The organism is Escherichia sp. MOD1-EC5990, from assembly GCF_002965285.1.
Lineage (GTDB): Bacteria > Pseudomonadota > Gammaproteobacteria > Enterobacterales > Enterobacteriaceae > Escherichia > Escherichia coli_F.
Genome location: NZ_PTRV01000002.1, coordinates 111,562 through 132,334 on the forward strand (window position 1 = coordinate 111,562; position 20,773 = coordinate 132,334).

At 51.8% G+C, this 20,773-nt stretch carries 19 protein-coding genes and 1 pseudogene; 8 read left to right on the top strand and 12 right to left on the bottom strand.

Features of this window, described 5'->3' with window-relative positions:
* Nucleotides 1-13 precede the first annotated feature (13 nt).
* Together espY1 and djlA are read right to left on the bottom strand one after the other, a co-directional pair.
* Complete coding sequence (gene espY1, locus BEB42_RS02650; protein WP_000868889.1) at nucleotides 14-760, bottom strand: T3SS effector EspY1; 747 nt, start codon at nucleotides 758-760, stop codon at nucleotides 14-16.
* 294 nt (nucleotides 761-1,054) lie between these two features.
* Nucleotides 1,055-1,870, bottom strand: coding sequence for a co-chaperone DjlA (djlA, locus tag BEB42_RS02655; RefSeq protein ID WP_001200573.1), 816 nt, complete (start codon nucleotides 1,868-1,870; stop codon nucleotides 1,055-1,057).
* 254 nt (nucleotides 1,871-2,124) lie between these two features.
* Here djlA and lptD point away from each other — a divergent pair, with 254 nt between their 5' ends.
* Genes lptD through apaH form a run of 6 tightly spaced genes read left to right on the top strand, consistent with a single transcriptional unit; the run spans nucleotide 2,125 to nucleotide 8,860 of the window.
* The gene (gene lptD / locus BEB42_RS02660; RefSeq protein WP_000746151.1) at nucleotides 2,125-4,479 is read left to right on the top strand and encodes an LPS assembly protein LptD; all 2,355 of its coding nucleotides are present in this window, start codon (nucleotides 2,125-2,127) and stop codon (nucleotides 4,477-4,479) included.
* Nucleotides 4,480-4,531: 52 nt separating this feature from the next.
* Nucleotides 4,532-5,818, top strand: coding sequence for a peptidylprolyl isomerase SurA (gene surA / locus BEB42_RS02665; protein WP_000800459.1), 1,287 nt, complete (start codon nucleotides 4,532-4,534; stop codon nucleotides 5,816-5,818).
* Complete coding sequence (gene pdxA / locus BEB42_RS02670; protein ID WP_000241242.1) at nucleotides 5,818-6,807, top strand: 4-hydroxythreonine-4-phosphate dehydrogenase PdxA; 990 nt, start codon at nucleotides 5,818-5,820, stop codon at nucleotides 6,805-6,807. The genes surA and pdxA overlap by 1 nt, the downstream gene beginning before the upstream one ends.
* On the top strand, nucleotides 6,804-7,625 hold the full coding sequence (gene rsmA / locus BEB42_RS02675) for a 16S rRNA (adenine(1518)-N(6)/adenine(1519)-N(6))-dimethyltransferase RsmA (RefSeq protein ID WP_001065381.1): 822 nt from the start codon (nucleotides 6,804-6,806) through the stop codon (nucleotides 7,623-7,625). The genes pdxA and rsmA overlap by 4 nt, the downstream gene beginning before the upstream one ends.
* Before the next feature lie 2 nt (nucleotides 7,626-7,627).
* Nucleotides 7,628-8,005: a Co2+/Mg2+ efflux protein ApaG gene (gene apaG, locus BEB42_RS02680; RefSeq protein WP_000610901.1), complete on the top strand. Its 378-nt coding sequence runs from the start codon at nucleotides 7,628-7,630 to the stop codon at nucleotides 8,003-8,005.
* A gap of 6 nt (nucleotides 8,006-8,011) precedes the next feature.
* Complete coding sequence (gene apaH / locus BEB42_RS02685; RefSeq protein WP_000257187.1) at nucleotides 8,012-8,860, top strand: bis(5'-nucleosyl)-tetraphosphatase (symmetrical) ApaH; 849 nt, start codon at nucleotides 8,012-8,014, stop codon at nucleotides 8,858-8,860.
* Here the strand turns inward: apaH and BEB42_RS26615 are convergent.
* From BEB42_RS26615 to BEB42_RS02730, 10 genes and pseudogenes are all read right to left on the bottom strand, one after another.
* A pseudogene (locus BEB42_RS26615) lies at nucleotides 8,857-8,928 on the bottom strand (CcdB family protein); the annotation flags it as partial. The gene apaH and the pseudogene BEB42_RS26615 sit on opposite strands and share 4 nt — an antisense overlap.
* A 45-nt stretch (nucleotides 8,929-8,973) precedes the next feature.
* Nucleotides 8,974-9,588: a plasmid pRiA4b ORF-3 family protein gene (locus tag BEB42_RS02690; protein WP_001106129.1), complete on the bottom strand. Its 615-nt coding sequence runs from the start codon at nucleotides 9,586-9,588 to the stop codon at nucleotides 8,974-8,976.
* A 43-nt stretch (nucleotides 9,589-9,631) separates the two neighbouring features.
* Complete coding sequence (folA, locus tag BEB42_RS02695) at nucleotides 9,632-10,111, bottom strand: type 3 dihydrofolate reductase (protein ID WP_000624375.1); 480 nt, start codon at nucleotides 10,109-10,111, stop codon at nucleotides 9,632-9,634.
* Between the two features lie 191 nt (nucleotides 10,112-10,302).
* Entirely contained in the window at nucleotides 10,303-12,165 is a 1,863-nt protein-coding gene (gene kefC / locus BEB42_RS02700; RefSeq protein WP_105267144.1) for a glutathione-regulated potassium-efflux system protein KefC, read from the bottom strand.
* The gene (gene kefF, locus BEB42_RS02705; RefSeq protein WP_032183187.1) at nucleotides 12,158-12,688 is read right to left on the bottom strand and encodes a glutathione-regulated potassium-efflux system oxidoreductase KefF; all 531 of its coding nucleotides are present in this window, start codon (nucleotides 12,686-12,688) and stop codon (nucleotides 12,158-12,160) included. Before kefF ends, kefC begins: the two co-directional genes overlap by 8 nt.
* A 107-nt stretch (nucleotides 12,689-12,795) precedes the next feature.
* Nucleotides 12,796-14,127, bottom strand: a complete 1,332-nt coding sequence (locus BEB42_RS02710; protein WP_105267145.1) for an MFS transporter — start codon at nucleotides 14,125-14,127, stop codon at nucleotides 12,796-12,798.
* A 58-nt stretch (nucleotides 14,128-14,185) separates the two neighbouring features.
* Nucleotides 14,186-14,473 carry a ferredoxin-like protein FixX gene (fixX, locus tag BEB42_RS02715; RefSeq protein ID WP_000203741.1) on the bottom strand — a complete coding sequence of 96 codons (288 nt, stop codon included), beginning with the start codon at nucleotides 14,471-14,473 and terminating at the stop codon, nucleotides 14,186-14,188.
* On the bottom strand, nucleotides 14,470-15,756 hold the full coding sequence (locus tag BEB42_RS02720; RefSeq protein ID WP_001287744.1) for an FAD-dependent oxidoreductase: 1,287 nt from the start codon (nucleotides 15,754-15,756) through the stop codon (nucleotides 14,470-14,472). The genes fixX and BEB42_RS02720 overlap by 4 nt, the downstream gene beginning before the upstream one ends.
* A gap of 50 nt (nucleotides 15,757-15,806) precedes the next feature.
* Nucleotides 15,807-16,748 carry an electron transfer flavoprotein subunit alpha/FixB family protein gene (locus BEB42_RS02725; RefSeq protein ID WP_105267146.1) on the bottom strand — a complete coding sequence of 314 codons (942 nt, stop codon included), beginning with the start codon at nucleotides 16,746-16,748 and terminating at the stop codon, nucleotides 15,807-15,809.
* Between the two features lie 14 nt (nucleotides 16,749-16,762).
* Complete coding sequence (locus BEB42_RS02730; RefSeq protein WP_000692221.1) at nucleotides 16,763-17,533, bottom strand: electron transfer flavoprotein FixA; 771 nt, start codon at nucleotides 17,531-17,533, stop codon at nucleotides 16,763-16,765.
* A 472-nt stretch (nucleotides 17,534-18,005) separates the two neighbouring features.
* Between BEB42_RS02730 and caiT the strand changes: the two genes are divergently transcribed.
* Nucleotides 18,006-19,520 carry an L-carnitine/gamma-butyrobetaine antiporter gene (gene caiT / locus BEB42_RS02735; RefSeq protein ID WP_105267147.1) on the top strand — a complete coding sequence of 505 codons (1,515 nt, stop codon included), beginning with the start codon at nucleotides 18,006-18,008 and terminating at the stop codon, nucleotides 19,518-19,520.
* Nucleotides 19,521-19,550: 30 nt separating this feature from the next.
* Nucleotides 19,551-20,693, top strand: a complete 1,143-nt coding sequence (gene caiA, locus BEB42_RS02740) for a crotonobetainyl-CoA dehydrogenase (RefSeq protein WP_000347117.1) — start codon at nucleotides 19,551-19,553, stop codon at nucleotides 20,691-20,693.
* Nucleotides 20,694-20,773: the final 80 nt, after the last annotated feature.

The window sequence follows — 20,773 nt, forward strand, 5'->3', positions numbered from 1 at the left end:
CTTCAACCTTAGCTTATTCTGGATCATTCAATAATTGCGTTGGCAATAATTTTTCAGCAGTACTTTGTTTAGTAGCAACTCCTTCAGTAACAATTTTTTTGGGGGTGATTTTATTAATAATAATTACCTCAGCATATAGGCGGGTAGCACCGTCCACGGTAGCACCGTCCAGGGTAGCACCGTCCAGGTTAGCATTCCACCCAGGTTTCATGTAAAGGTTTTCATTGCTATCTTTCATTATTTTTTTACCAAAGTAACAATCCCTCATGTCAACGCCGGGAAGGTAAGCCTCTCTAAGATCAACGCCCAAGTTACCTGGGCCTTTATGCAGCTGCAACGTCTGAGTACATATCTCCTTATTTTCAATAAAAAAAGTGACACTTAACTCGATATCACCGAAGGTCTCGGCGACCCAGCGCATATTGCCCTTTGCGACCATCTCATCCGGATTTTTTACGCATGTTTTGAGTTCATTGAATAATTCCAGACTATGGATAAACTTTTCTTTCTCATTCTCGTTGACAGCCCCAGTAAAGTATTTTGAGGCGTTGATGTTGCCAGCCTTTTTATTCACGAAATTGAACAGAAGTTTATAAGCCTCAGTCTGTTTATCTGACCAGAACAGATGACGTAACGTCTCCCACAAGCGTTGAAAGATATTCATCTTCACGTCCATCTTGTCCCCGCTCACCATCTTATAAATATCGTTATTGTTCATATTTAAAAGTGTTGCCGGCATGCCTGGAACTGATACTTTCATGGTAATAGCCTCGCATTGAGTTAAAAACTCATGATGCGCGCTCTGAATAAATATACTTTCAAAAATCGCTCATTCAGATATGTGTTTTTTATTTTTAAGACGTAAAAATATAATTCCGCTCGTCGTAAAGCTCTCAACCTTAAGCAGGGTCAACGCGATAAAACCAACAGAACCCCTCCCGTAAACCGTGCATTGAGCCTGTCCACCATTCTGAGTAAACGCCTTTTCTCAAAGAAGTGACCGCCAGGGCGGCCACCTTTAATCGTGGGCAGTTACTCAGCATCATTTACAGGGTTATTTAAACCCTTTCTGCTGCTTTATCAGCTCATAGGCTTGCTGAATTTCCTGCGCTTTCTGCTTCGCCATCTCCATCATCTCAGGCGGCAAACCTTTTGCTACCAGCTTATCCGGATGGTGTTCACTCATCAGCTTACGGTAGGCACGTTTGATGGTGGTCGCATCATCCGTCGGCTTCACGCCCAGCACATTACAGGCATCTTCCAGCGTCGGGCCACGCTGCGCTTGCTGCCAGTTACCACCGCCAGATTGCTGCTGATAACCGCCGCCAAACTGTGCACCGCCCTGCATCATGCGCAAAAACTGGTCAAACTGGGCACGGGAGATCCCTAATTCTTCAGCAATGACATACAGCACCGCCCGTTCATTCGGATGCAGCGAACCATCAGCAAACGCCGCCTGAATCTGGATCTCCAGAAACATACGAATTAAGTCAAAACGACCAAAGCAGACACTGCGAAACTGGCGCATCTTTTCGCGCAGCGGGTAATTGTCTGATTTTCCCACCCGGAACGCGTTTTGCGCCGCAGTACGGGAAGCGCCATGAAGGTTCATTCGGTCCATCAACTGGCTGGCGATATGAATATCAGCCTCCGTGACGCGACCTTTGGATTTGGTTAAATGCCCCATCACTTCAAAAGTGGTGGCAAAAAACAGCGCCTGACGCTCACGCTGGTTGGCGAACCACGCCATTTTACGGCTACGGGCTTTATCAAACATATGGCCAATTAACAGGCCTAACACTACGCCCCAAAAGCCGCCGCCCATCAGTAAGGCCACGGCCACGCCAATGATTTTTCCCCAATACTGCATATATTCCCCAAATCGACACACGGATATCAGGGCTATCTCCCACAATATAAAGGTGCTTTTACCGTTTTCCGGCTGCGGTCAATTGTGGGACATCGCCTATAATTTGCATTATCATACCTGTCATTCAATGCCGTGCCTAACACCACTGACGCTATTCGGACAGGATTAACACTAGCGTAGAGATGACGAGTACGTTAGTCTCTGACCGTTTGTCACGCGCAACGTTACCGATGATGGAACAATAAAATCAACGTATGAAAAAACGTATCCCCACTCTCCTGGCCACCATGATTGCCACCGCCCTTTATAGTCAACAGGGACTGGCAGCCGACCTCGCCTCACAGTGCATGTTGGGCGTGCCAAGCTATGATCGTCCTCTGGTACAGGGCGATACCAATGACTTACCCGTGACTATCAATGCTGACCACGCGAAAGGGGACTACCCGGATGACGCCGTGTTTACTGGCAGCGTGGATATCATGCAGGGTAACAGCCGTCTGCAGGCCGACGAAGTGCAGCTCCATCAAAAAGAGGCACCAGGACAACCGGAGCCGGTACGTACCGTTGATGCGCTCGGTAATGTCCATTACGACGATAACCAGGTCATCCTCAAAGGGCCGAAAGGCTGGGCGAATCTGAACACCAAAGATACCAACGTCTGGGAAGGTGATTACCAGATGGTGGGTCGTCAGGGCCGCGGTAAAGCGGACCTGATGAAACAACGTGGCGAAAACCGCTATACCATTCTGGATAACGGTAGCTTTACCTCCTGTCTGCCGGGTTCTGACACCTGGAGCGTGGTAGGTAGCGAAATTATTCATGACCGCGAAGAACAAGTTGCGGAGATCTGGAACGCCCGCTTTAAGGTGGGTCCGGTACCGATCTTTTATAGCCCATATTTGCAGTTGCCGGTGGGTGACAAACGTCGCTCTGGTTTCTTGATCCCGAACGCCAAGTACACCACCACCAACTACTTTGAGTTCTACCTTCCATATTACTGGAACATCGCGCCAAATATGGATGCCACCATCACGCCGCATTATATGCATCGTCGTGGCAATATCATGTGGGAGAACGAATTCCGCTACCTCTCCCAGGCGGGCGCAGGTTTGATGGAACTGGACTATCTGCCTTCCGATAAAGTCTATGAAGATGAACACCCGAACGATGACAGTTCACGTCGTTGGTTGTTCTACTGGAACCACTCCGGGGTCATGGATCAGGTGTGGCGTTTCAACGTCGACTACACCAAGGTCAGCGATCCTAGCTACTTCAATGATTTCGATAACAAGTACGGTTCCAGTACTGACGGCTACGCAACGCAAAAATTCAGCGTTGGCTATGCGGTGCAAAACTTCAATGCCACCGTTTCAACCAAGCAGTTCCAGGTCTTCAGCGAGCAGAACACCAGTAGCTACTCGGCAGAGCCGCAGTTAGACGTTAACTACTACCAGAATGATGTTGGTCCGTTTGATACACGCATTTACGGCCAGGCAGTACACTTTGTTAACACCAGAGACGACATGCCTGAAGCAACCCGTGTTCACCTGGAACCGACCATCAATTTGCCGCTCTCTAATAACTGGGGCAGCATCAATACCGAAGCGAAGTTGCTGGCAACCCATTATCAGCAAACTAATCTTGACTGGTATAACTCCAGAAACACAACCAAGCTGGACGAATCCGTTAACCGCGTAATGCCGCAATTCAAAGTTGACGGCAAAATGGTCTTTGAACGCGATATGGAAATGCTGGCACCGGGTTATACCCAAACGCTGGAACCGCGCGCGCAGTATTTATACGTGCCGTATCGCGATCAGAGCGACATCTATAACTACGACTCGTCTCTGCTGCAATCTGACTACTCTGGCCTGTTCCGGGACCGGACTTACGGCGGTCTTGACCGTATTGCCTCCGCTAACCAGGTGACGACCGGTGTCACATCTCGCATATATGATGATGCTGCCGTTGAACGTTTTAATATTTCCGTTGGTCAAATCTACTATTTCACGGAGTCTCGCACTGGCGATGACAACATAACATGGGAGAATGACGACAAAACGGGCTCACTGGTATGGGCAGGCGATACCTACTGGCGTATCTCCGAGCGCTGGGGGTTGCGTGGCGGGATTCAGTACGACACGCGCCTGGATAACGTAGCCACCAGTAACTCCAGCATTGAATACCGTCGGGATGAAGACCGTCTGGTGCAGTTGAACTACCGTTACGCCAGCCCGGAATATATTCAGGCTACGCTGCCTAAGTACTATTCCACGGCAGAGCAGTATAAGAATGGTATTTCGCAGGTAGGTGCCGTCGCCAGCTGGCCAATTGCCGATCGTTGGTCAATTGTCGGGGCCTACTACTACGACACCAATGCGAACAAGCAAGCCGACTCTATGTTAGGTGTGCAATATAGCTCCTGCTGCTATGCGATTCGCGTCGGTTACGAGCGGAAGCTGAACGGTTGGGATAACGATAAACAACATGCGGTATATGACAACGCAATCGGCTTTAACATCGAACTTCGCGGCCTGAGCTCCAACTATGGTCTGGGTACGCAAGAGATGCTGCGTTCGAACATTCTGCCGTATCAAAACACTTTGTGATTTGTTGATTTACCACGTAATCCGCAGTGCGGTTAATTGAAATGGAAAAAGTATGAAGAACTGGAAAACGCTGCTTCTCGGTATCGCCATGATCGCGAATACCAGTTTCGCTGCCCCCCAGGTAGTCGATAAAGTCGCAGCCGTCGTCAATAACGGCGTCGTGCTGGAAAGCGACGTTGATGGATTAATGCAGTCGGTAAAACTGAACGCTGCTCAGGCAAGACAGCAACTTCCTGATGACGCGACGCTGCGCCACCAAATCATGGAACGTTTGATCATGGATCAAATCATCCTGCAGATGGGGCAGAAAATGGGAGTGAAAATCTCCGATGAGCAGCTCGATCAGGCGATTGCTAACATCGCTAAACAAAACAACATGACGCTGGATCAGATGCGCAGCCGTCTGGCTTACGACGGTCTGAACTACAACACCTATCGTAACCAGATCCGCAAAGAGATGATTATCTCTGAAGTGCGTAACAACGAGGTGCGTCGTCGCATCACCATCCTGCCGCAGGAAGTCGAATCTCTGGCGCAGCAGGTGGGTAACCAAAACGATGCCAGCACTGAGCTGAACCTGAGCCACATCCTGATTCCGCTGCCAGAAAACCCGACCTCTGATCAGGTGAACGAAGCGGAAAGCCAGGCGCGCGCTATTGTCGATCAGGCGCGTAATGGCGCTGATTTCGGTAAACTGGCGATTGCTCACTCTGCCGACCAGCAGGCGCTGAACGGCGGCCAGATGGGCTGGGGTCGCATTCAGGAGCTGCCGGGGATCTTCGCCCAGGCATTAAGCACCGCGAAGAAAGGCGACATTGTTGGCCCGATTCGTTCCGGCGTTGGCTTCCATATTCTGAAAGTTAACGACCTGCGCGGTGAAAGCAAAAACATCTCGGTGACCGAAGTTCATGCTCGCCATATTCTGCTGAAACCGTCGCCGATCATGACTGACGAACAGGCCCGCGTGAAACTGGAGCAAATTGCTGCCGATATCAAGAGTGGTAAAACGACTTTTGCCGCTGCAGCGAAAGAGTTTTCTCAGGATCCAGGCTCTGCTAACCAGGGCGGCGATCTCGGCTGGGCTACACCAGATATTTTCGATCCAGCCTTCCGTGATGCGCTGACCCGCCTGAACAAAGGTCAAATGAGTGTACCGGTTCACTCTTCATTCGGCTGGCATTTAATCGAGCTGCTGGATACCCGTAATGTCGATAAAACCGACGCGGCGCAGAAAGATCGTGCGTACCGCATGCTGATGAACCGTAAGTTCTCGGAAGAAGCAGCAAGCTGGATGCAGGAACAACGTGCCAGCGCCTACGTTAAAATCCTGAGCAACTAATGGTTAAAACCCAACGTGTTGTGATCACTCCCGGCGAGCCCGCCGGGATTGGCCCGGACTTAGTTGTCCAGCTTGCACAGCGTGAGTGGCCGGTCGAACTGGTTGTTTGTGCCGATGCCACTCTCCTTACCGACCGGGCAGCGATGCTCGGTTTACCGCTCACCCTCCGCCCTTATTCCCCCAACTCCCCTGCACAACCGCAAACTGCGGGCACATTAACGCTACTTCCTGTCGCGCTACGTGAATCTGTCACTGCGGCGCAGTTAGCGGTTGAAAATGGGCATTATGTGGTGGAGACGCTGGCGCGAGCGTGTGATGGCTGTCTGAACGGTGAATTTGCTGCGCTGATCACAGGCCCCGTGCATAAAGGCGTCATTAACGACGCAGGCATTCCGTTTACCGGTCATACCGAGTTTTTCGAAGAGCGTTCGCAGGTGAAAAAAGTGGTAATGATGCTGGCGACCGAAGAACTTCGCGTGGCGCTGGCAACGACGCATTTACCGCTGCGCGATATCGCAGACGCTATCACCCCTGCGCTTTTGCACGAAGTGATTGCTATTTTGCATCACGATTTGCGGACCAAATTTGGTATTGCCGAACCGCGCATTCTGGTCTGCGGGCTGAATCCGCACGCAGGCGAAGGCGGTCATATGGGTACGGAAGAGATAGACACCATTATTCCGGTGCTCGACGAGCTGCGGGCGCAGGGGATGAAACTCAACGGGCCACTACCTGCCGATACCCTGTTTCAGCCGAAATATCTCGATAACGCCGACGCTGTGCTGGCGATGTACCACGATCAGGGTCTTCCCGTGCTAAAATACCAGGGCTTCGGGCGCGGTGTGAACATTACGCTGGGCCTGCCCTTTATTCGCACATCAGTGGACCACGGCACCGCGCTTGAACTGGCGGGACGTGGCAAAGCCGATGTCGGCAGTTTTATTACGGCGCTTAATCTCGCCATCAAAATGATTGTTAACACCCAATGAATAATCGAGTCCACCAGGGCCACTTAGCCCGTAAACGCTTCGGGCAAAACTTTCTCAACGATCAGTTCGTGATCGACAGCATTGTTTCTGCCATTAACCCGCAGAAGGGCCAGGCGATGGTCGAAATCGGCCCCGGTCTGGCGGCATTGACCGAACCGGTCGGCGAACGTCTGGACCAGCTGACGGTCATCGAACTTGACCGCGATCTGGCGGCACGTCTGCAAACGCATCCATTCTTAGGCCCGAAACTGACTATTTATCAGCAGGATGCGATGACCTTTAACTTTGGCGAACTGGCCGAGAAAATGGGCCAGCCGCTGCGTGTTTTCGGCAACCTGCCTTATAACATCTCCACGCCGTTGATGTTCCATCTGTTTAGCTATACTGATGCCATTGCCGACATGCACTTTATGTTGCAAAAAGAGGTGGTGAATCGTCTGGTTGCAGGACCGAACAGCAAGGCGTATGGTCGATTAAGCGTCATGGCGCAATACTATTGCAACGTGATCCCGGTGCTGGAAGTTCCGCCGTCAGCCTTTACACCACCACCCAAAGTGGATTCCGCCGTCGTGCGCCTGGTTCCTCATGCAACGATGCCTCACCCGGTCAAAGATGTTCGCGTGTTGAGCCGCATCACCACCGAAGCCTTTAACCAGCGTCGTAAAACCATTCGTAACAGCCTCGGCAACCTGTTTAGCGTCGAGGTATTAACAGGAATGGGGATCGACCCGGCGATGCGAGCGGAAAATATCTCTGTCGCGCAATATTGCCAGATGGCGAACTATCTGGCGGAGAACGCGCCTTTGCAGGAGAGTTAACGATGATCAATTCGCCCCGAGTGTGTATTCAGGTTCAAAGCGTCTACATTGAGGCACAATCTTCACCTGATAATGAACGTTACGTTTTTGCTTATACCGTAACCATACGCAATCTGGGGCGAGCGCCAGTGCAGTTGTTGGGGCGTTACTGGCTGATCACCAATGGCAATGGCCGTGAAACCGAAGTCCAGGGCGAAGGAGTGGTTGGCGTTCAGCCACTTATCGCGCCTGGCGAAGAGTACCAGTACACCAGCGGTGCAATCATTGAAACACCGCTGGGCACCATGCAGGGTCACTACGAAATGATCGATGAAAATGGCGTCCCCTTCAGCATCGACATTCCCGTATTCCGACTCGCCGTTCCCACACTCATTCATTAAAAGAATATGGCGACATACCTAATTGGCGACGTTCATGGTTGTTACGATGAACTGATCGCATTGCTGCATAAAGTAGAATTTACCCCTGGGAAAGACACCCTCTGGCTGACAGGCGATCTGGTCGCGCGCGGCCCTGGTTCGCTGGATGTTCTGCGCTATGTGAAATCTTTAGGCGACAGCGTACGTCTGGTGCTGGGCAATCACGATCTGCATCTGCTGGCGGTATTTGCCGGGATCAGCCGCAATAAACCGAAAGATCGCCTGACACCGCTGCTGGAAGCGCCGGATGCCGACGAGCTGCTTAACTGGCTGCGTCGCCAGCCTCTGCTGCAAATCGACGAAGAGAAAAAGTTGGTGATGGCCCACGCCGGGATCACGCCGCAGTGGGATCTGCAGACTGCCAAAGAGTGCGCGCGCGATGTAGAAGCGGTGCTGTCGAGCGACTCCTACCCCTTCTTCCTTGATGCCATGTACGGCGATATGCCAAATAACTGGTCACCGGAATTGCGGGGGCTGGGAAGACTGCGGTTTATCACCAACGCCTTTACCCGTATGCGCTTTTGCTTCCCGAACGGTCAACTGGATATGTACAGCAAAGAATCGCCGGAAGAAGCCCCTGCCCCACTGAAACCGTGGTTTGCGATTCCTGGCCCCGTCGCTGAAGAGTACAGCATCGCCTTTGGTCACTGGGCATCGCTGGAGGGCAAAGGTACGCCGGAAGGTATTTACGCGCTGGATACCGGCTGCTGCTGGGGCGGTTCATTAACCTGCCTGCGCTGGGAAGATAAACAGTATTTTGTCCAGCCGTCGAACCGGCATAAGGATTTGGGTGAGGGAGAGGCGGTCGCGTCTTAAATCCCGTCGAGCATAAAATCTAATGCTCCTTGAATCAAAGTTCGGTGCGCGCTGGCATCGCAAAATTTCAACAACGCAGCGCGGCAAAAAAACTCCGCGCTGCTTTGTATGGTTCAATAATCATCATTGAAGGCTAGCGTGCGCTCTCGCGACCAGCGCGCATATAATTGCAGGGCCGCATTCACGACATCACGGTCATAGCTGAAAATGAATTCCTTAATATCACTTTCACTCTTTTCTTCCAGGCCCAGTATCTCAAGATACGCTTCATACTCTTCTTCATTATTCTGCGGATCAAAAATAACCTTCAGAAAATGCATGTAGCTTTCAGGTCCACCGCTATCTTCAGGAGGACACATCATCGAGCCTTCAACGCACTCAAAAGGAGTCTGCATTTCATCCCCAAAGTGGCTTTTATCTTCAAGGACGATTTCATGCTCCCAGCAATCACCAAAATCATAGGTGTAGGTTAATTTATTCCTTTTACTCTTAAGCAGTTCGTTTAGCCGAATTTCAGCTTCATCCGTCTCATTTACCGCTTCGGGGAATTCCGTATAAATTTGCTTTTTGAATTTAAAATTGTGCAAATGACTGTCATCCCAACCCATGACGATCTGCACAACATCGTGTAATCGATCAAGCGTCAGATTGGCGGGAACAACAAACCGGCGCCAGACTGCCGGTTCGACATGTTTAAGCGTAATTTTAAGTTGATAAAAGTAATTCACATCGGTCTCCTTATGCCATGTAAACACTTTATCTTGAGAAGAATTACCGCCGCTCCAGAATCTCAAAGCAATAGCTATGAGAGTTCTGCGCATCAGCGTCGTGGAATTCGCTGAATACCGATTCCCAGTCATCCGGCTCGTAATCCGGGAAATGGGTGTCGCCTTCCACTTCTGCGTCGATATGCGTCAGATACAGTTTTTGCGCTTTTGGCAGAAACTGCTCATAAACGCGACCACCGCCAATCACCATAATTTCTGGTACGTCACCACACGCCGCGATGGCTTCATCCACCGATTTAACCCACGTTACGCGATCATCCGTACCCGGTTGACTGCTGAGGATAATATTTTTGCGTCCTGGCAGCGGACGACCGATGGATTCCCAGGTATGGCGGCCCATAATCACGGGTTTATTTAAGGTGTTGCGTTTAAACCAGGCGAGATCGGCAGGCAGGTTCCACGGCATGGCGTTTTCCATGCCGATAACGCGATCTACCGCTAACGCCGCAATCAGACTGATCATTGAGATTTCCCGATAAAAAAAATTGTCGCCACTATACGTAAAGCGTAAACCGTCGTCGACTGGTGCGAGGATGATGTTGAGGAAAATTTTATATTCTGCTGGCGAGTCCACGCTCTCCCTCTGGACTCGCCGCATTACAATGAAACAAAAACAAACAGTTAGCTGTAAAGTGTGATTTACGTCACTCTTTATTAGGATGAGGGCTTCGTTTCCGGTTCATCCGCCATATTGCCGGTATGTTTCCCTTCTTCGGTTCCCTGCCAGCCATGTCGTTGAATTAATGACAGATGTTCACGGTCTTCGGTAATGATCTCACTTAACATCGCGCTGGTGCGTTTATAGACCGCCGCACGGGCTTTGGTGTCGTTCTCAACCATTGCCATCTCTTCCACCATCTGAATATTAAAACGGCGAAAAACATCGGCGCGCTCCCGTGCTTCATACGGTCCCAGACCTAAACTTTCCAGCGCCAGACGCCCGGTTTTCAGCGCACCTTCAAAGGTTTCACGCTCTGGCTTTTCAACGCCTGCCTGACGCAAACGAATGTAGTGATCGACATCGCGGGCGCGGGCAATAATCTGCAAATGCGGGAAATGTTCTTTCACCATCTCCGTCAGTTGCAGGTTGGTTTGCGGATCATCAATAGCGTTAATCAGCACTTCTGCTTTCGCCGCTCCGGCAGATTCCAGTAAATCCATCCGCGTGGCATCGCCGTAAAACACTTTCATGCCAAATTTGCGCAAGGTTTCGATATGGTCAGGATCATGATCGAGCACCACCATTTTCACCCCGCTGGAGAGCAGTAAACGTCCGGTAATCTGTCCATAACGACCGAATCCAGCAATGATCACCCGCGGCTGTTCTTCATCAATCTCATCGGCTTCACGCGCTTGTTCGGTAGAAGATTGCTCAAGGCGATTGAGGATCACCAGCAGAATCGGCGTTGCCGCCATCGACAGCGCCACCGCCAGGGTCAGCGACTTCGCCCACTCCGGCTCCAGCACATTCGCCATTTGCGCCGCGCCAAATACCACAAAGGCAAACTCACTGCCCTGCCCTAACAGCACCGCAAACCAGCGACGCTGTTTATTCGGCACCTGCAACGGTCGGGCAATCAGCCACAGCATAGCGATTTTGATGATCAGGAAACCAAGCAGCAAAATGACAATACGCAATGGGTTTTCAATCAGCGTGCCAAAGTCTATCGACATGCCAACACCGATGAAAAACAGCCCCAACAGCAAACCTTTAAATGGCTCGATATCGCTTTCTAACGCATGGCGGTATTCCGAGCTTGCCAGCAGTACGCCCGCCAGAAACGCGCCCATCGCCATCGACAAGCCGACCTCTTCCAGCAGCAAACCAAAGCCAAACACGAGGAATAACGCCACGGCACTAAACACTTCCCGCAAGCCAGAGCGGGCAACAAAACGCAGCGCCGGACGCGTGACATAGCGCCCCAGCAGTACCACCAGCACCAGTGCACCCGCCACTTTTAACGCCGAGAGAGCAAATGCGCCCATCGTCGTCGAGGCACTGCTCGCCGCCAGTAGCGGGATCATCGCTACCAGCGGGATCGCGGCGATATCCTGGAACAGCAGCACCGCAAAGGCGCTACGGCCCATTTGTGTCACCATCAGGTTGCGTTCATTCATCGCCTGCATGGCAATTGCCGTTGATGAGAGCGCCAGTGTCATGCCGATCAGTTCCGCTACCTGCCAGCGCAGACCAAGGAACATGCAGAACAGCCCCAGCAGGCCGCCGCAAACCACCATCTGTAATGCACCACCACCAAACACTGCCGCACGCAACTTCCACAGCCTTTGTGGATCGAGTTCGAGGCCGATAATAAACAGCATCAGCACCACGCCGATCTCGGCAAAGTGCAGAATAGATTCGGCATCGGTCACCAGTCGCAGCCCCCACGGGCCAATAATGCAGCCGGCGATCAGGTAGCCAAGTACCGATCCCAGACCAAGACGTACCGCAATGGGTACAATCAGCGCCGCCGAACCGAGATAAATCAGCGCCTGAATCAGCGTATGGCTATCCATGATGTGCCTCCTGCCATTCCAGCAGACGTTGCTTATAATGACGCGCCTGCCCTTCGAGGGTTTCGTCGTCACAAATAAAGGTGCAGTGCATGGCAAACGGTGGCAGCCAGTTCAGCCCGCAGTAGATTGCCGTCGCCTGTAGCGGCTGCGACAGCACATCAAAGCCCGGATGTGCACCAATCTCAAAATGGCTTTCCCCGCCGCCGGTCGTCACCGCCCACAGCAAATGTTTGCCATGCAGCGCCGTACCGCCGTGACCGTAAGCCCAGCCGTGCGAGAAAACTTTATCGATCCAAAGTTTGAGGAGCGGTGGAATGCTGTACCACTGCATCGGGTGCTGCCAGACGATCAGATCAGCGCGAGACAGCGCCTCTTGCTCGGCGGCAATATCGATATTGAAGTCAGGATAGAGTTGATAAAGAGAGCGAACTTCGACGCCTTCCAGCGTCCTTGCGTGTTCAAGCATCCGTTTATTCGCATGAGAATGATGCGGATACGGATGCGCATAAATTATGAGGATCATAGTTAACTCGCGTGTTTACGACTTTGTTTTCCCACAAAGTGTAGTCACATATTCACGCAGCTAATAGTCAATAATATTGATTCAAAAAAGGCAGAAATCTGAATAAATTACCCCATTCTCTGCCCGCGGATCGTCATGTTGCTGGTCTGGGCCAGTGACATCCCACGAGTTTCCGGAGCAAACGCTACGGAAATCAACAAGCCAAACAGCGAGATACCCGCCCCCATTAGCATCGTGTTACTGATACCGTAATTATTGATAAAGATCGGCAGTGCCCAGGTCGAAACAATAGTACCAATACGGCTTAAGGACATAATCACGCCCACAGCAGAGGCGCGGATATCCGTCGGGAAGAGCTCATTAGGATAGAGCCACTGCAAATTACCTGGCCCGCCAGAGAAAAAGGCATACACCGCAAAGGACATTACCACCAGCCAGATCCCCATATCAGGGATCAGCCCCAAAACCGCCAGCGCCAGTGTCATCATGGCAAAGCTGCCAATCAACAATGGACGCCGTCCGGCAGTGTTTAACCACAGCATCGGCGGAATACAGCCGAGCATAAAGAACAGGCTAATCACCACGTTCCCCAGCGCCGCGTTTTTGCCAACCCCCAATCCCAACAAACCAACAATTTGCGGTCCAAAGGTGTAAATGGCGAACATCGGGATCACCTGGCAGGTCCAGATGGCGGCAACAAACAGAATAAAAGGAAAATGGCGGCGATTAAACAGATCGCGAAAACGGGTTTGCTGCGGCTGCTCTTCATCGAAAGCCACCGGTTCGCCAAACAGTTTGATCATCATCTCTTCGCACTCTTTTACTCGCCCTTTGCGTAACAACCAGCGGGGAGATTCAGGCAGTTCGAATCGACCAATCAAAATCAACAAACAGGGAATCGCTGCGCTACCCAGCATCCAGCGCCAGCCGCCTTCCACATCATAAAGCCAATAGCCGACCAAATCGGCGCAGGTCGCGCCGACATACCACATCGCGGCGATAAAGCTGATTGAAAACGCCCGCTGTCGGGTGCTGGAGAACTCGGTGATCATCGAAGTCGCGATGGGATAATCCGCACCGATGACAATGCCGATGAGTACCCGCATCACCAGTAGTTCGATGGGGGATGAGACAAACATCGTTGCTACCGATATCACACCAATGGCGATGATATCAATGAGGAACATTTTGCGCCGTCCGACTTTATCGGAGATATAGCCAAACAGCGATGTACCGACAAACAGCCCGGCGAGCGTTCCCGCCCCCAGCAAGCCAATCCAGTCAGCGTCCAGTTTCAGCGCCGGAGTCAGTTGCTCCAGCGCCACGCCAATCATTACCAGTACATAACCATCCAGAAACGGGCCACCGCTTCCCCACAGCAAAATGCGGCGGTGAATTGAGGAGAATTTGAGATCGTCAAAGTTTCTGGACGGTTGCATGGGTTATTCCTGTTTTTTTACAATGAGAGTCAGTACGGCGTTACGTATCAAACCAACATCAGCCGTAACGAAACTCCACACCAAAGGTGCCGCGCGGGTATTCCCACTGTTCCAGCGCCGACCCCAGCCCCAGAATTCGGCAGGTGCCACACTCCAGACATCCGGCGTAATCGAAACGCACGCTGCCGTCATCCTGCTTCTTATACAGACCTGCGGGGCACGCTTTCACCAGCAGCTCCAGCGCCTGTTTATCCGCATCGGCCTTTACAACAATGTGCGGATGCTCTTCATCGACATTGAATTTATTGACGCCCAGTTTGACGTCCACATTGACGGGAGAAGTCATAAAACGGTCACTCCTTTCATGCCATCCTTGATCAGATTGATGAAGCCCACTTTCTTGCCGTGGCGGAGGATTTTCTTGCGCATCAGTTCCGGCACGCTGCCGTCAATGGTGAACAGGTCACGCGCCACGCCCACCGCCAGTTCCGGGTAGCCGCTAAACATGCGTGGGTTATCAAGGAACGTCGGTAGTTTCTGGTACATGCGCATATCGCGCAGTGGGCCACTCTCCAGATGCTGACGATATTCCGTCAGTTTTTGCTTACTGAAATCGTCGCTTTTCATCGCTGAAAGCACGGTTTTTGCAGCAGCTTCCCCGGCGGCAATCGCCAGATCCATACCGCGAATAGTAAAACCGAGGTTCATACACATTCCGGCGGCATCACCGGCAATCAACACGCCGTCACCGACCAGCTCCGGCAGCATGTTGATGCCTGCTTCCGGCACTACGTGAGCGGAATATTCCACCAGCTTGCCACCCGCAATCAGCGGTGCAACTGCCGGATGTTGTTTGAAATCTTCCAGCATTTGCGGCACCGATTTTTTTGCGTCATGCAGATGATGCAGACCGCAAACCAGCCCCAGCGACAGGGTATTTTCATTGGTATAAAGGAAGCCGCCGCCCATCAGGCCATCAGTAGGTGATCCCGCAAATAAGCAAGCCGCCCCCTGATTACCCTGCAACTGAAAACGGTCTTCGATAACCGACTTCGGTAACTCGATCAGTTCCTTCACGCCAACCGCCACATCCGTCGGTTTGACGCGTTTTGCCATCCCCAGCTTTTCGGCAAGGATCGAATTCACTCCGTCAGCAAGGATCACCGTTTTCGCTTCAATCACATCGCCATCGGCTTCTACGCCGACAACTTTGCCATCGCGCTGTACGAGGTTATCGACACGAATCCCGGTAATTAACTGCGCGCCCGCCTCTTCGGCCTGCTCCATCAACCAGGCATCAAATTTACTGCGCAAAACGGAGTAAGAACGCTGGGATGGCGAGGTTTCGTCGCCATTGCAGTAGTCCATAGTCATCGCTGACTTTTCCGTCATAAACGCGAGTTTTTCATGGGTGATCAGGCGTTCTACGGGGGCGGATTCGGCGAAACCAGGAATAATGTGTTCCAGACTGTGGGCATAGAGACGCCCGCCGGTGACGTTCTTGGCACCTGCGGAATTGCCACGCTCGATAACTAACACTTGCGCACCTTCGCGGGCGAGCACCAGTGCGGCAACCGAACCGGCAAGCCCTGCACCTACGATGATGGCGTCAAAGATATCTTCGGACATAAGAGCTCCCTGTCAGCGGCAGGGCCGAAATGCAGCCCTGCCAGAGTGGATCAACGCGCTAAAGCGGCGGTCAGCGCCGGAAGGATCTTCACGGCGTCACCAACAATGCCGTAATCCGCGAACTGGAAGATCGGCGCATTTTTATCTCTGTTGATGGCGAAAATAGTTTGCGACGCGTTAGCGCCAACCATGTGCTGGATCTGCCCGGAGATCCCCACCGCCAGGTACAATTCAGGTTTCAGCATCAGGTTGGAGATACCGACATAGCGTTCGTGCTCCATCCATTTTTCGTTTTCCGCCACCGGACGAGAACAGGCCAGCTCCGCACCTATCGCCTTGCAAAGCTGTTCTGCCAGCGCAATGTTCTCTTTGCTGCCAATGCCGCGACCGACGCTGACCACCAGACGGGCTTTATCCAGATCGACGCTGTTGCTCTGGCGCGCCTGCGTTGCCGTGCGGGTAATCGCCACCGCCGGAGCCTGCCACGCCACGGTGTGTGTTTCGCCAGTACGTGACGCGTCTGGCTGAGCCGCATCAAACGTGCCGCTGCTGATGGTCAGTACCGCATACGGCGTGGCAATGCGTTCTTCGCCAATTGCCAGACCGCCGTAAACCATGTGTTTCACTGTCGCTTTACCGTCCTGTACGCTGACGGTGCTGGCATCGTTAGACACCGCCGCTTTAAGGCGATAACCCAGTTTTGCCGCCAGTAATTTGCCACGACGAGTATTCGGCAACAGCACCAGACCGTCTGCGCCGTGCTGGCGAATAGTGTCAGCCATGACACCGGCGTAATCTTCGATCATCCGATCGTCCGGTTTGCCGTTTAATTTCCAGACATGATTAGCGCCGAGCTGGATTGCCTGTGCGCCGTCGGCATCATTGAGGACAAAGGCATTGATTTGATTAGCTAAAGCCTGCGCACCGTTCATCAGTTCCGGCAGACGAGAAGGGGTATCGCTGAATACCCAGACTTGAGAAAACGTGTTCATAGCATCCCCTGTAATTAAATGACTTTGCGAAGATTTTCAGCAAATGCGGCGATCTGTTCTTCGCCGTCGCCTTCAATCACGATGCGCTGACGCTCGCGCTGTTTCGGTGCGGCAACCTGTTGTTCAGACCAGGCTTCCACGGCGTTAAAGCCAATGTCCGCCGCCGACCATACCTGGACTGGCTTTTTCGCCGCGCCGAGAATGGCTTTCATCGAAGGAATTTGTGGGGAATTGATATCAGTGGAAACAGCAACAACCGCAGGCAGCGGAATGCTTAACGTTTCTGTTTCATCTTCCAGTTCGCGCTCAACGGTGAGGGTATCTGCCGTCAGGGAGATAATTTTGCTGACGCCGTTAACTGCCGGAATATTGAGGATTTCGCCCACCAGCAAACCAACCTGCTGGGCATAAAGGTCGGAAGAACCATCGCCACAAAGGATCAAATCAAAGCCTGCTTTCTGGGCGGCAGCAGCCAGTGCGGTCGCCGTTTGTTGCGGCAGTGCCTGCTCGAACTGGTCATCAATCACCACAATCAGTTCATCCGGGCCGCGCGATAGCACATCTTTACGCCCTTTGGCGTTGGTCAGGGCTTTACCGCCCACACTTAAGGCCGTCACCTGCGCCTCTGCTGCCTGTTGCTTTAGCTGGCAAGCCGCTTCAATAGCGTTGAGATCGTATTGGCTTATTTTGGCATCGGCTTTACTGAAGTCTAACGAACCATCAGCATTATTGACCGCAATATCCTGTTCATCAGGCACGCACTTATAGCAAGTAATAATCTTCATTGCATCTCCAGAAATCATGAAGGAAACGTCGTTCATATCGGTGGTGTTAATTACAGATATCACGCCCTTTAATTTGGAAATAAAACTTTAATCACCAATATTGAAAATGTCACACGCAGATAAATCCAACTTTCAATATTGTTAAGTTCCTCACCAATATTGAAAACACGGCGTAGCAAAAAGAAATTTTCAATATTGTTTTATGGATCACCAATATTGAAAGTCAGATGCTATTTTTTTACTCATATCAGAACATAACACTATGATTAATAATCAAAATTAACACAAAAATGCCCTCTATTCACCCGAAACAAAAATGTGATAACAATCACAGAATGCAGCTTGTTGAATACCCATTATGAGTTAGCCATTAACGCGTCCACGAGGTTAATAATAATTATATTAAATGTTAACAAAAATAAAACAAACGGGAACGCAAAATAAATATTCGTTTTCACAGTGGAATTAACTCATGAAAAATGAAAAGAGAAAAACGGGAATAGAACCGAAGGTTTTCTTTCCGCCGTTAATAATCGTTGGCATACTTTGTTGGCTTACAGTCAGAGACCTGGATGCAGCGAATGTCGTTATTAATGCTGTATTCAGTTACGTCACCAATGTCTGGGGATGGGCATTTGAATGGTATATGGTGGTGATGCTTTTCGGTTGGTTCTGGCTGGTGTTTGGCCCGTATGCCAAAAAGCGTTTAGGTAACGAACCACCAGAATTCAGTACCGCCAGTTGGATCTTTATGATGTTCGCCTCCTGTACGTCTGCTGCCGTACTGTTCTGGGGATCGATTGAGATCTACTACTACATCTCTACCCCGCCGTTTGGCTTAGAACCGAACTCGACGGGTGCGAAAGAGCTGGGGCTGGCTTACAGCTTGTTCCACTGGGGACCGTTGCCGTGGGCCACTTACAGCTTCCTCTCCGTCGCCTTCGCTTACTTCTTCTTTGTCCGCAAAATGGAAGTGATTCGCCCCAGCTCCACCCTGGTGCCGCTGGTAGGTGAAAAACACGCCAAAGGGCTGTTTGGCACTATCGTCGACAACTTCTATCTCGTCGCCTTGATCTTCGCCATGGGCACCAGCCTGGGCCTTGCTACGCCGCTGGTGACCGAGTGTATGCAGTGGTTGTTTGGTATTCCGCATACCCTGCAACTGGACGCTATCATCATTACCTGCTGGATTATCCTCAACGCCATTTGCGTCGCCTGCGGTCTGCAAAAAGGCGTACGTATCGCCAGTGACGTGCGTAGTTACCTGAGCTTCCTGATGCTGGGTTGGGTGTTCATCGTCAGCGGTGCCAGCTTCATCATGAACTACTTCACCGATTCGGTGGGGATGTTGCTGATGTATCTGCCGCGCATGTTGTTCTATACCGATCCCATCGCTAAAGGCGGCTTCCCGCAGGGCTGGACCGTGTTCTACTGGGCATGGTGGGTGATTTACGCTATCCAGATGAGTATCTTCCTCGCCCGCATCTCCCGTGGTCGTACCGTGCGTGAACTGTGCTTCGGCATGGTGCTGGGTCTGACCGCATCCACCTGGATCCTGTGGACTGTACTCGGTAGTAACACTCTGCTGTTGATGGATAAAAACATCATCAACATTCCGCATCTGATCGAACAGTACGGTGTGGCGCGCGCCATCATCGAAACCTGGGCCGCTCTGCCACTCAGCACCGCCACCATGTGGGGCTTCTTCATCCTCTGCTTTATTGCCACCGTTACGTTGGTTAACGCCTGCTCTTATACCCTGGCGATGTCCACTTGCCGCGAAGTACGCGATGGTGAAGAACCACCGCTGCTGGTGCGTATCGGCTGGTCAATTCTGGTCGGCATTATCGGTATCGTTCTGTTGGCGCTCGGCGGCCTGAAACCGATTCAAACCGCCATTATCGCCGGAGGATGCCCGCTGTTCTTCGTCAATATTATGGTGACGCTCTCCTTTATTAAAGACGCGAAACAGAACTGGAAAGATTAATTAACCCACAAAATATCAAGAGGTTGAAAGATGGATTTTAATTTAAATGATGAGCAGGAACTGTTTGTCGCCGGTATCCGCGAACTGATGGCCAGCGAAAACTGGGAGGCCTATTTTGCCGAGTGCGACCGTGACAGCGTCTACCCGGAACGTTTTGTCAAAGCACTGGCAGATATGGGTATCGACAGCCTGCTTATCCCGGAAGAGCACGGCGGGCTGGACGCAGGTTTTGTCACCCTCGCCGCCGTGTGGATGGAATTGGGTCGTTTGGGGGCACCAACCTACGTGCTGTACCAGTTGCCGGGTGGATTCAACACCTTCCTGCGCGAAGGCACACAAGAGCAGATCGACAAGATTATGGCGTTTCGTGGTACTGGTAAGCAGATGTGGAACTCAGCGATTACCGAACCAGGGGCTGGCTCTGACGTGGGTAGCCTGAAAACGACTTATACCCGTAGAAATGGTAAGATTTATCTTAATGGTAGTAAGTGTTTTATTACCAGCAGCGCCTACACCCCGTACATCGTGGTGATGGCACGTGACGGGGCTTCTCCGGACAAACCTGTCTACACCGAATGGTTTGTTGATATGAGCAAACCGGGCATCAAAGTGACCAAACTAGAGAAGCTCGGTCTGCGTATGGATAGCTGCTGTGAAATCACCTTTGACGATGTGGAACTGGACGAGAAAGACATGTTCGGTCGGGAAGGTAACGGCTTTAACCGCGTCAAAGAAGAGTTCGATCATGAACGTTTCCTGGTAGCTCTCACCAACTACGGTACGGCGATGTGCGCCTTTGAAGATGCGGCGCGATACGCCAACCAACGCGTACAGTTTGGCGAGGCTATTGGTCGTTTCCAGTTGATTCAGGAAAAATTCGCCCACATGGCGATCAAATTAAACTCCATGAAAAACATGCTGTATGAAGCAGCGTGGAAAGCAGACAACGGCACCATCACCTCTGGCGATGCAGCGATGTGCAAATACTTCTGCGCCAATGCGGCATTTGAAGTGGTGGATAGCGCAATGCAGGTGCTGGGCGGTGTTGGGATTGCGGGCAACCACCGCATCAGCCGCTTCTGGCGTGACCTGCGTGTAGACCGCGTTTCCGGAGGATCTGACGAAATGCAGATCCTGACGCTGGGTCGCGCGGTGCTGAAGCAATACCGCTAAGTCCGTGCGCTGCCTGATGCGACGCTGACGCGTCTTATCAGGCCTACGGGAGCACGAATGTCGGCCGGATAAAGCGTTTA

What these genes read in the sequence shown, in the direction of transcription:
- folA (WP_000624375.1), bottom strand. Translation starts at nt 10,111, where the DNA reads ATGATCAGTCTGATTGCGGCGTTAGCGGTAGATCGCGTTATCGGCATG.
- caiA (WP_000347117.1), top strand. Translation starts at nt 19,551, where the DNA reads ATGGATTTTAATTTAAATGATGAGCAGGAACTGTTTGTCGCCGGTATC.
- rsmA (WP_001065381.1), top strand. Translation starts at nt 6,804, where the DNA reads ATGAATAATCGAGTCCACCAGGGCCACTTAGCCCGTAAACGCTTCGGG.
- kefF (WP_032183187.1), bottom strand. Translation starts at nt 12,688, where the DNA reads ATGATCCTCATAATTTATGCGCATCCGTATCCGCATCATTCTCATGCG.
- djlA (WP_001200573.1), bottom strand. Translation starts at nt 1,870, where the DNA reads ATGCAGTATTGGGGAAAAATCATTGGCGTGGCCGTGGCCTTACTGATG.
- BEB42_RS02710 (WP_105267145.1), bottom strand. Translation starts at nt 14,127, where the DNA reads ATGCAACCGTCCAGAAACTTTGACGATCTCAAATTCTCCTCAATTCAC.
- pdxA (WP_000241242.1), top strand. Translation starts at nt 5,818, where the DNA reads ATGGTTAAAACCCAACGTGTTGTGATCACTCCCGGCGAGCCCGCCGGG.
- kefC (WP_105267144.1), bottom strand. Translation starts at nt 12,165, where the DNA reads ATGGATAGCCATACGCTGATTCAGGCGCTGATTTATCTCGGTTCGGCG.
- apaH (WP_000257187.1), top strand. Translation starts at nt 8,012, where the DNA reads ATGGCGACATACCTAATTGGCGACGTTCATGGTTGTTACGATGAACTG.
- caiT (WP_105267147.1), top strand. Translation starts at nt 18,006, where the DNA reads ATGAAAAATGAAAAGAGAAAAACGGGAATAGAACCGAAGGTTTTCTTT.
- BEB42_RS02720 (WP_001287744.1), bottom strand. Translation starts at nt 15,756, where the DNA reads ATGTCCGAAGATATCTTTGACGCCATCATCGTAGGTGCAGGGCTTGCC.
- apaG (WP_000610901.1), top strand. Translation starts at nt 7,628, where the DNA reads ATGATCAATTCGCCCCGAGTGTGTATTCAGGTTCAAAGCGTCTACATT.
- espY1 (WP_000868889.1), bottom strand. Translation starts at nt 760, where the DNA reads ATGAAAGTATCAGTTCCAGGCATGCCGGCAACACTTTTAAATATGAAC.
- lptD (WP_000746151.1), top strand. Translation starts at nt 2,125, where the DNA reads ATGAAAAAACGTATCCCCACTCTCCTGGCCACCATGATTGCCACCGCC.
- BEB42_RS02725 (WP_105267146.1), bottom strand. Translation starts at nt 16,748, where the DNA reads ATGAACACGTTTTCTCAAGTCTGGGTATTCAGCGATACCCCTTCTCGT.
- surA (WP_000800459.1), top strand. Translation starts at nt 4,532, where the DNA reads ATGAAGAACTGGAAAACGCTGCTTCTCGGTATCGCCATGATCGCGAAT.
- fixX (WP_000203741.1), bottom strand. Translation starts at nt 14,473, where the DNA reads ATGACTTCTCCCGTCAATGTGGACGTCAAACTGGGCGTCAATAAATTC.
- BEB42_RS02730 (WP_000692221.1), bottom strand. Translation starts at nt 17,533, where the DNA reads ATGAAGATTATTACTTGCTATAAGTGCGTGCCTGATGAACAGGATATT.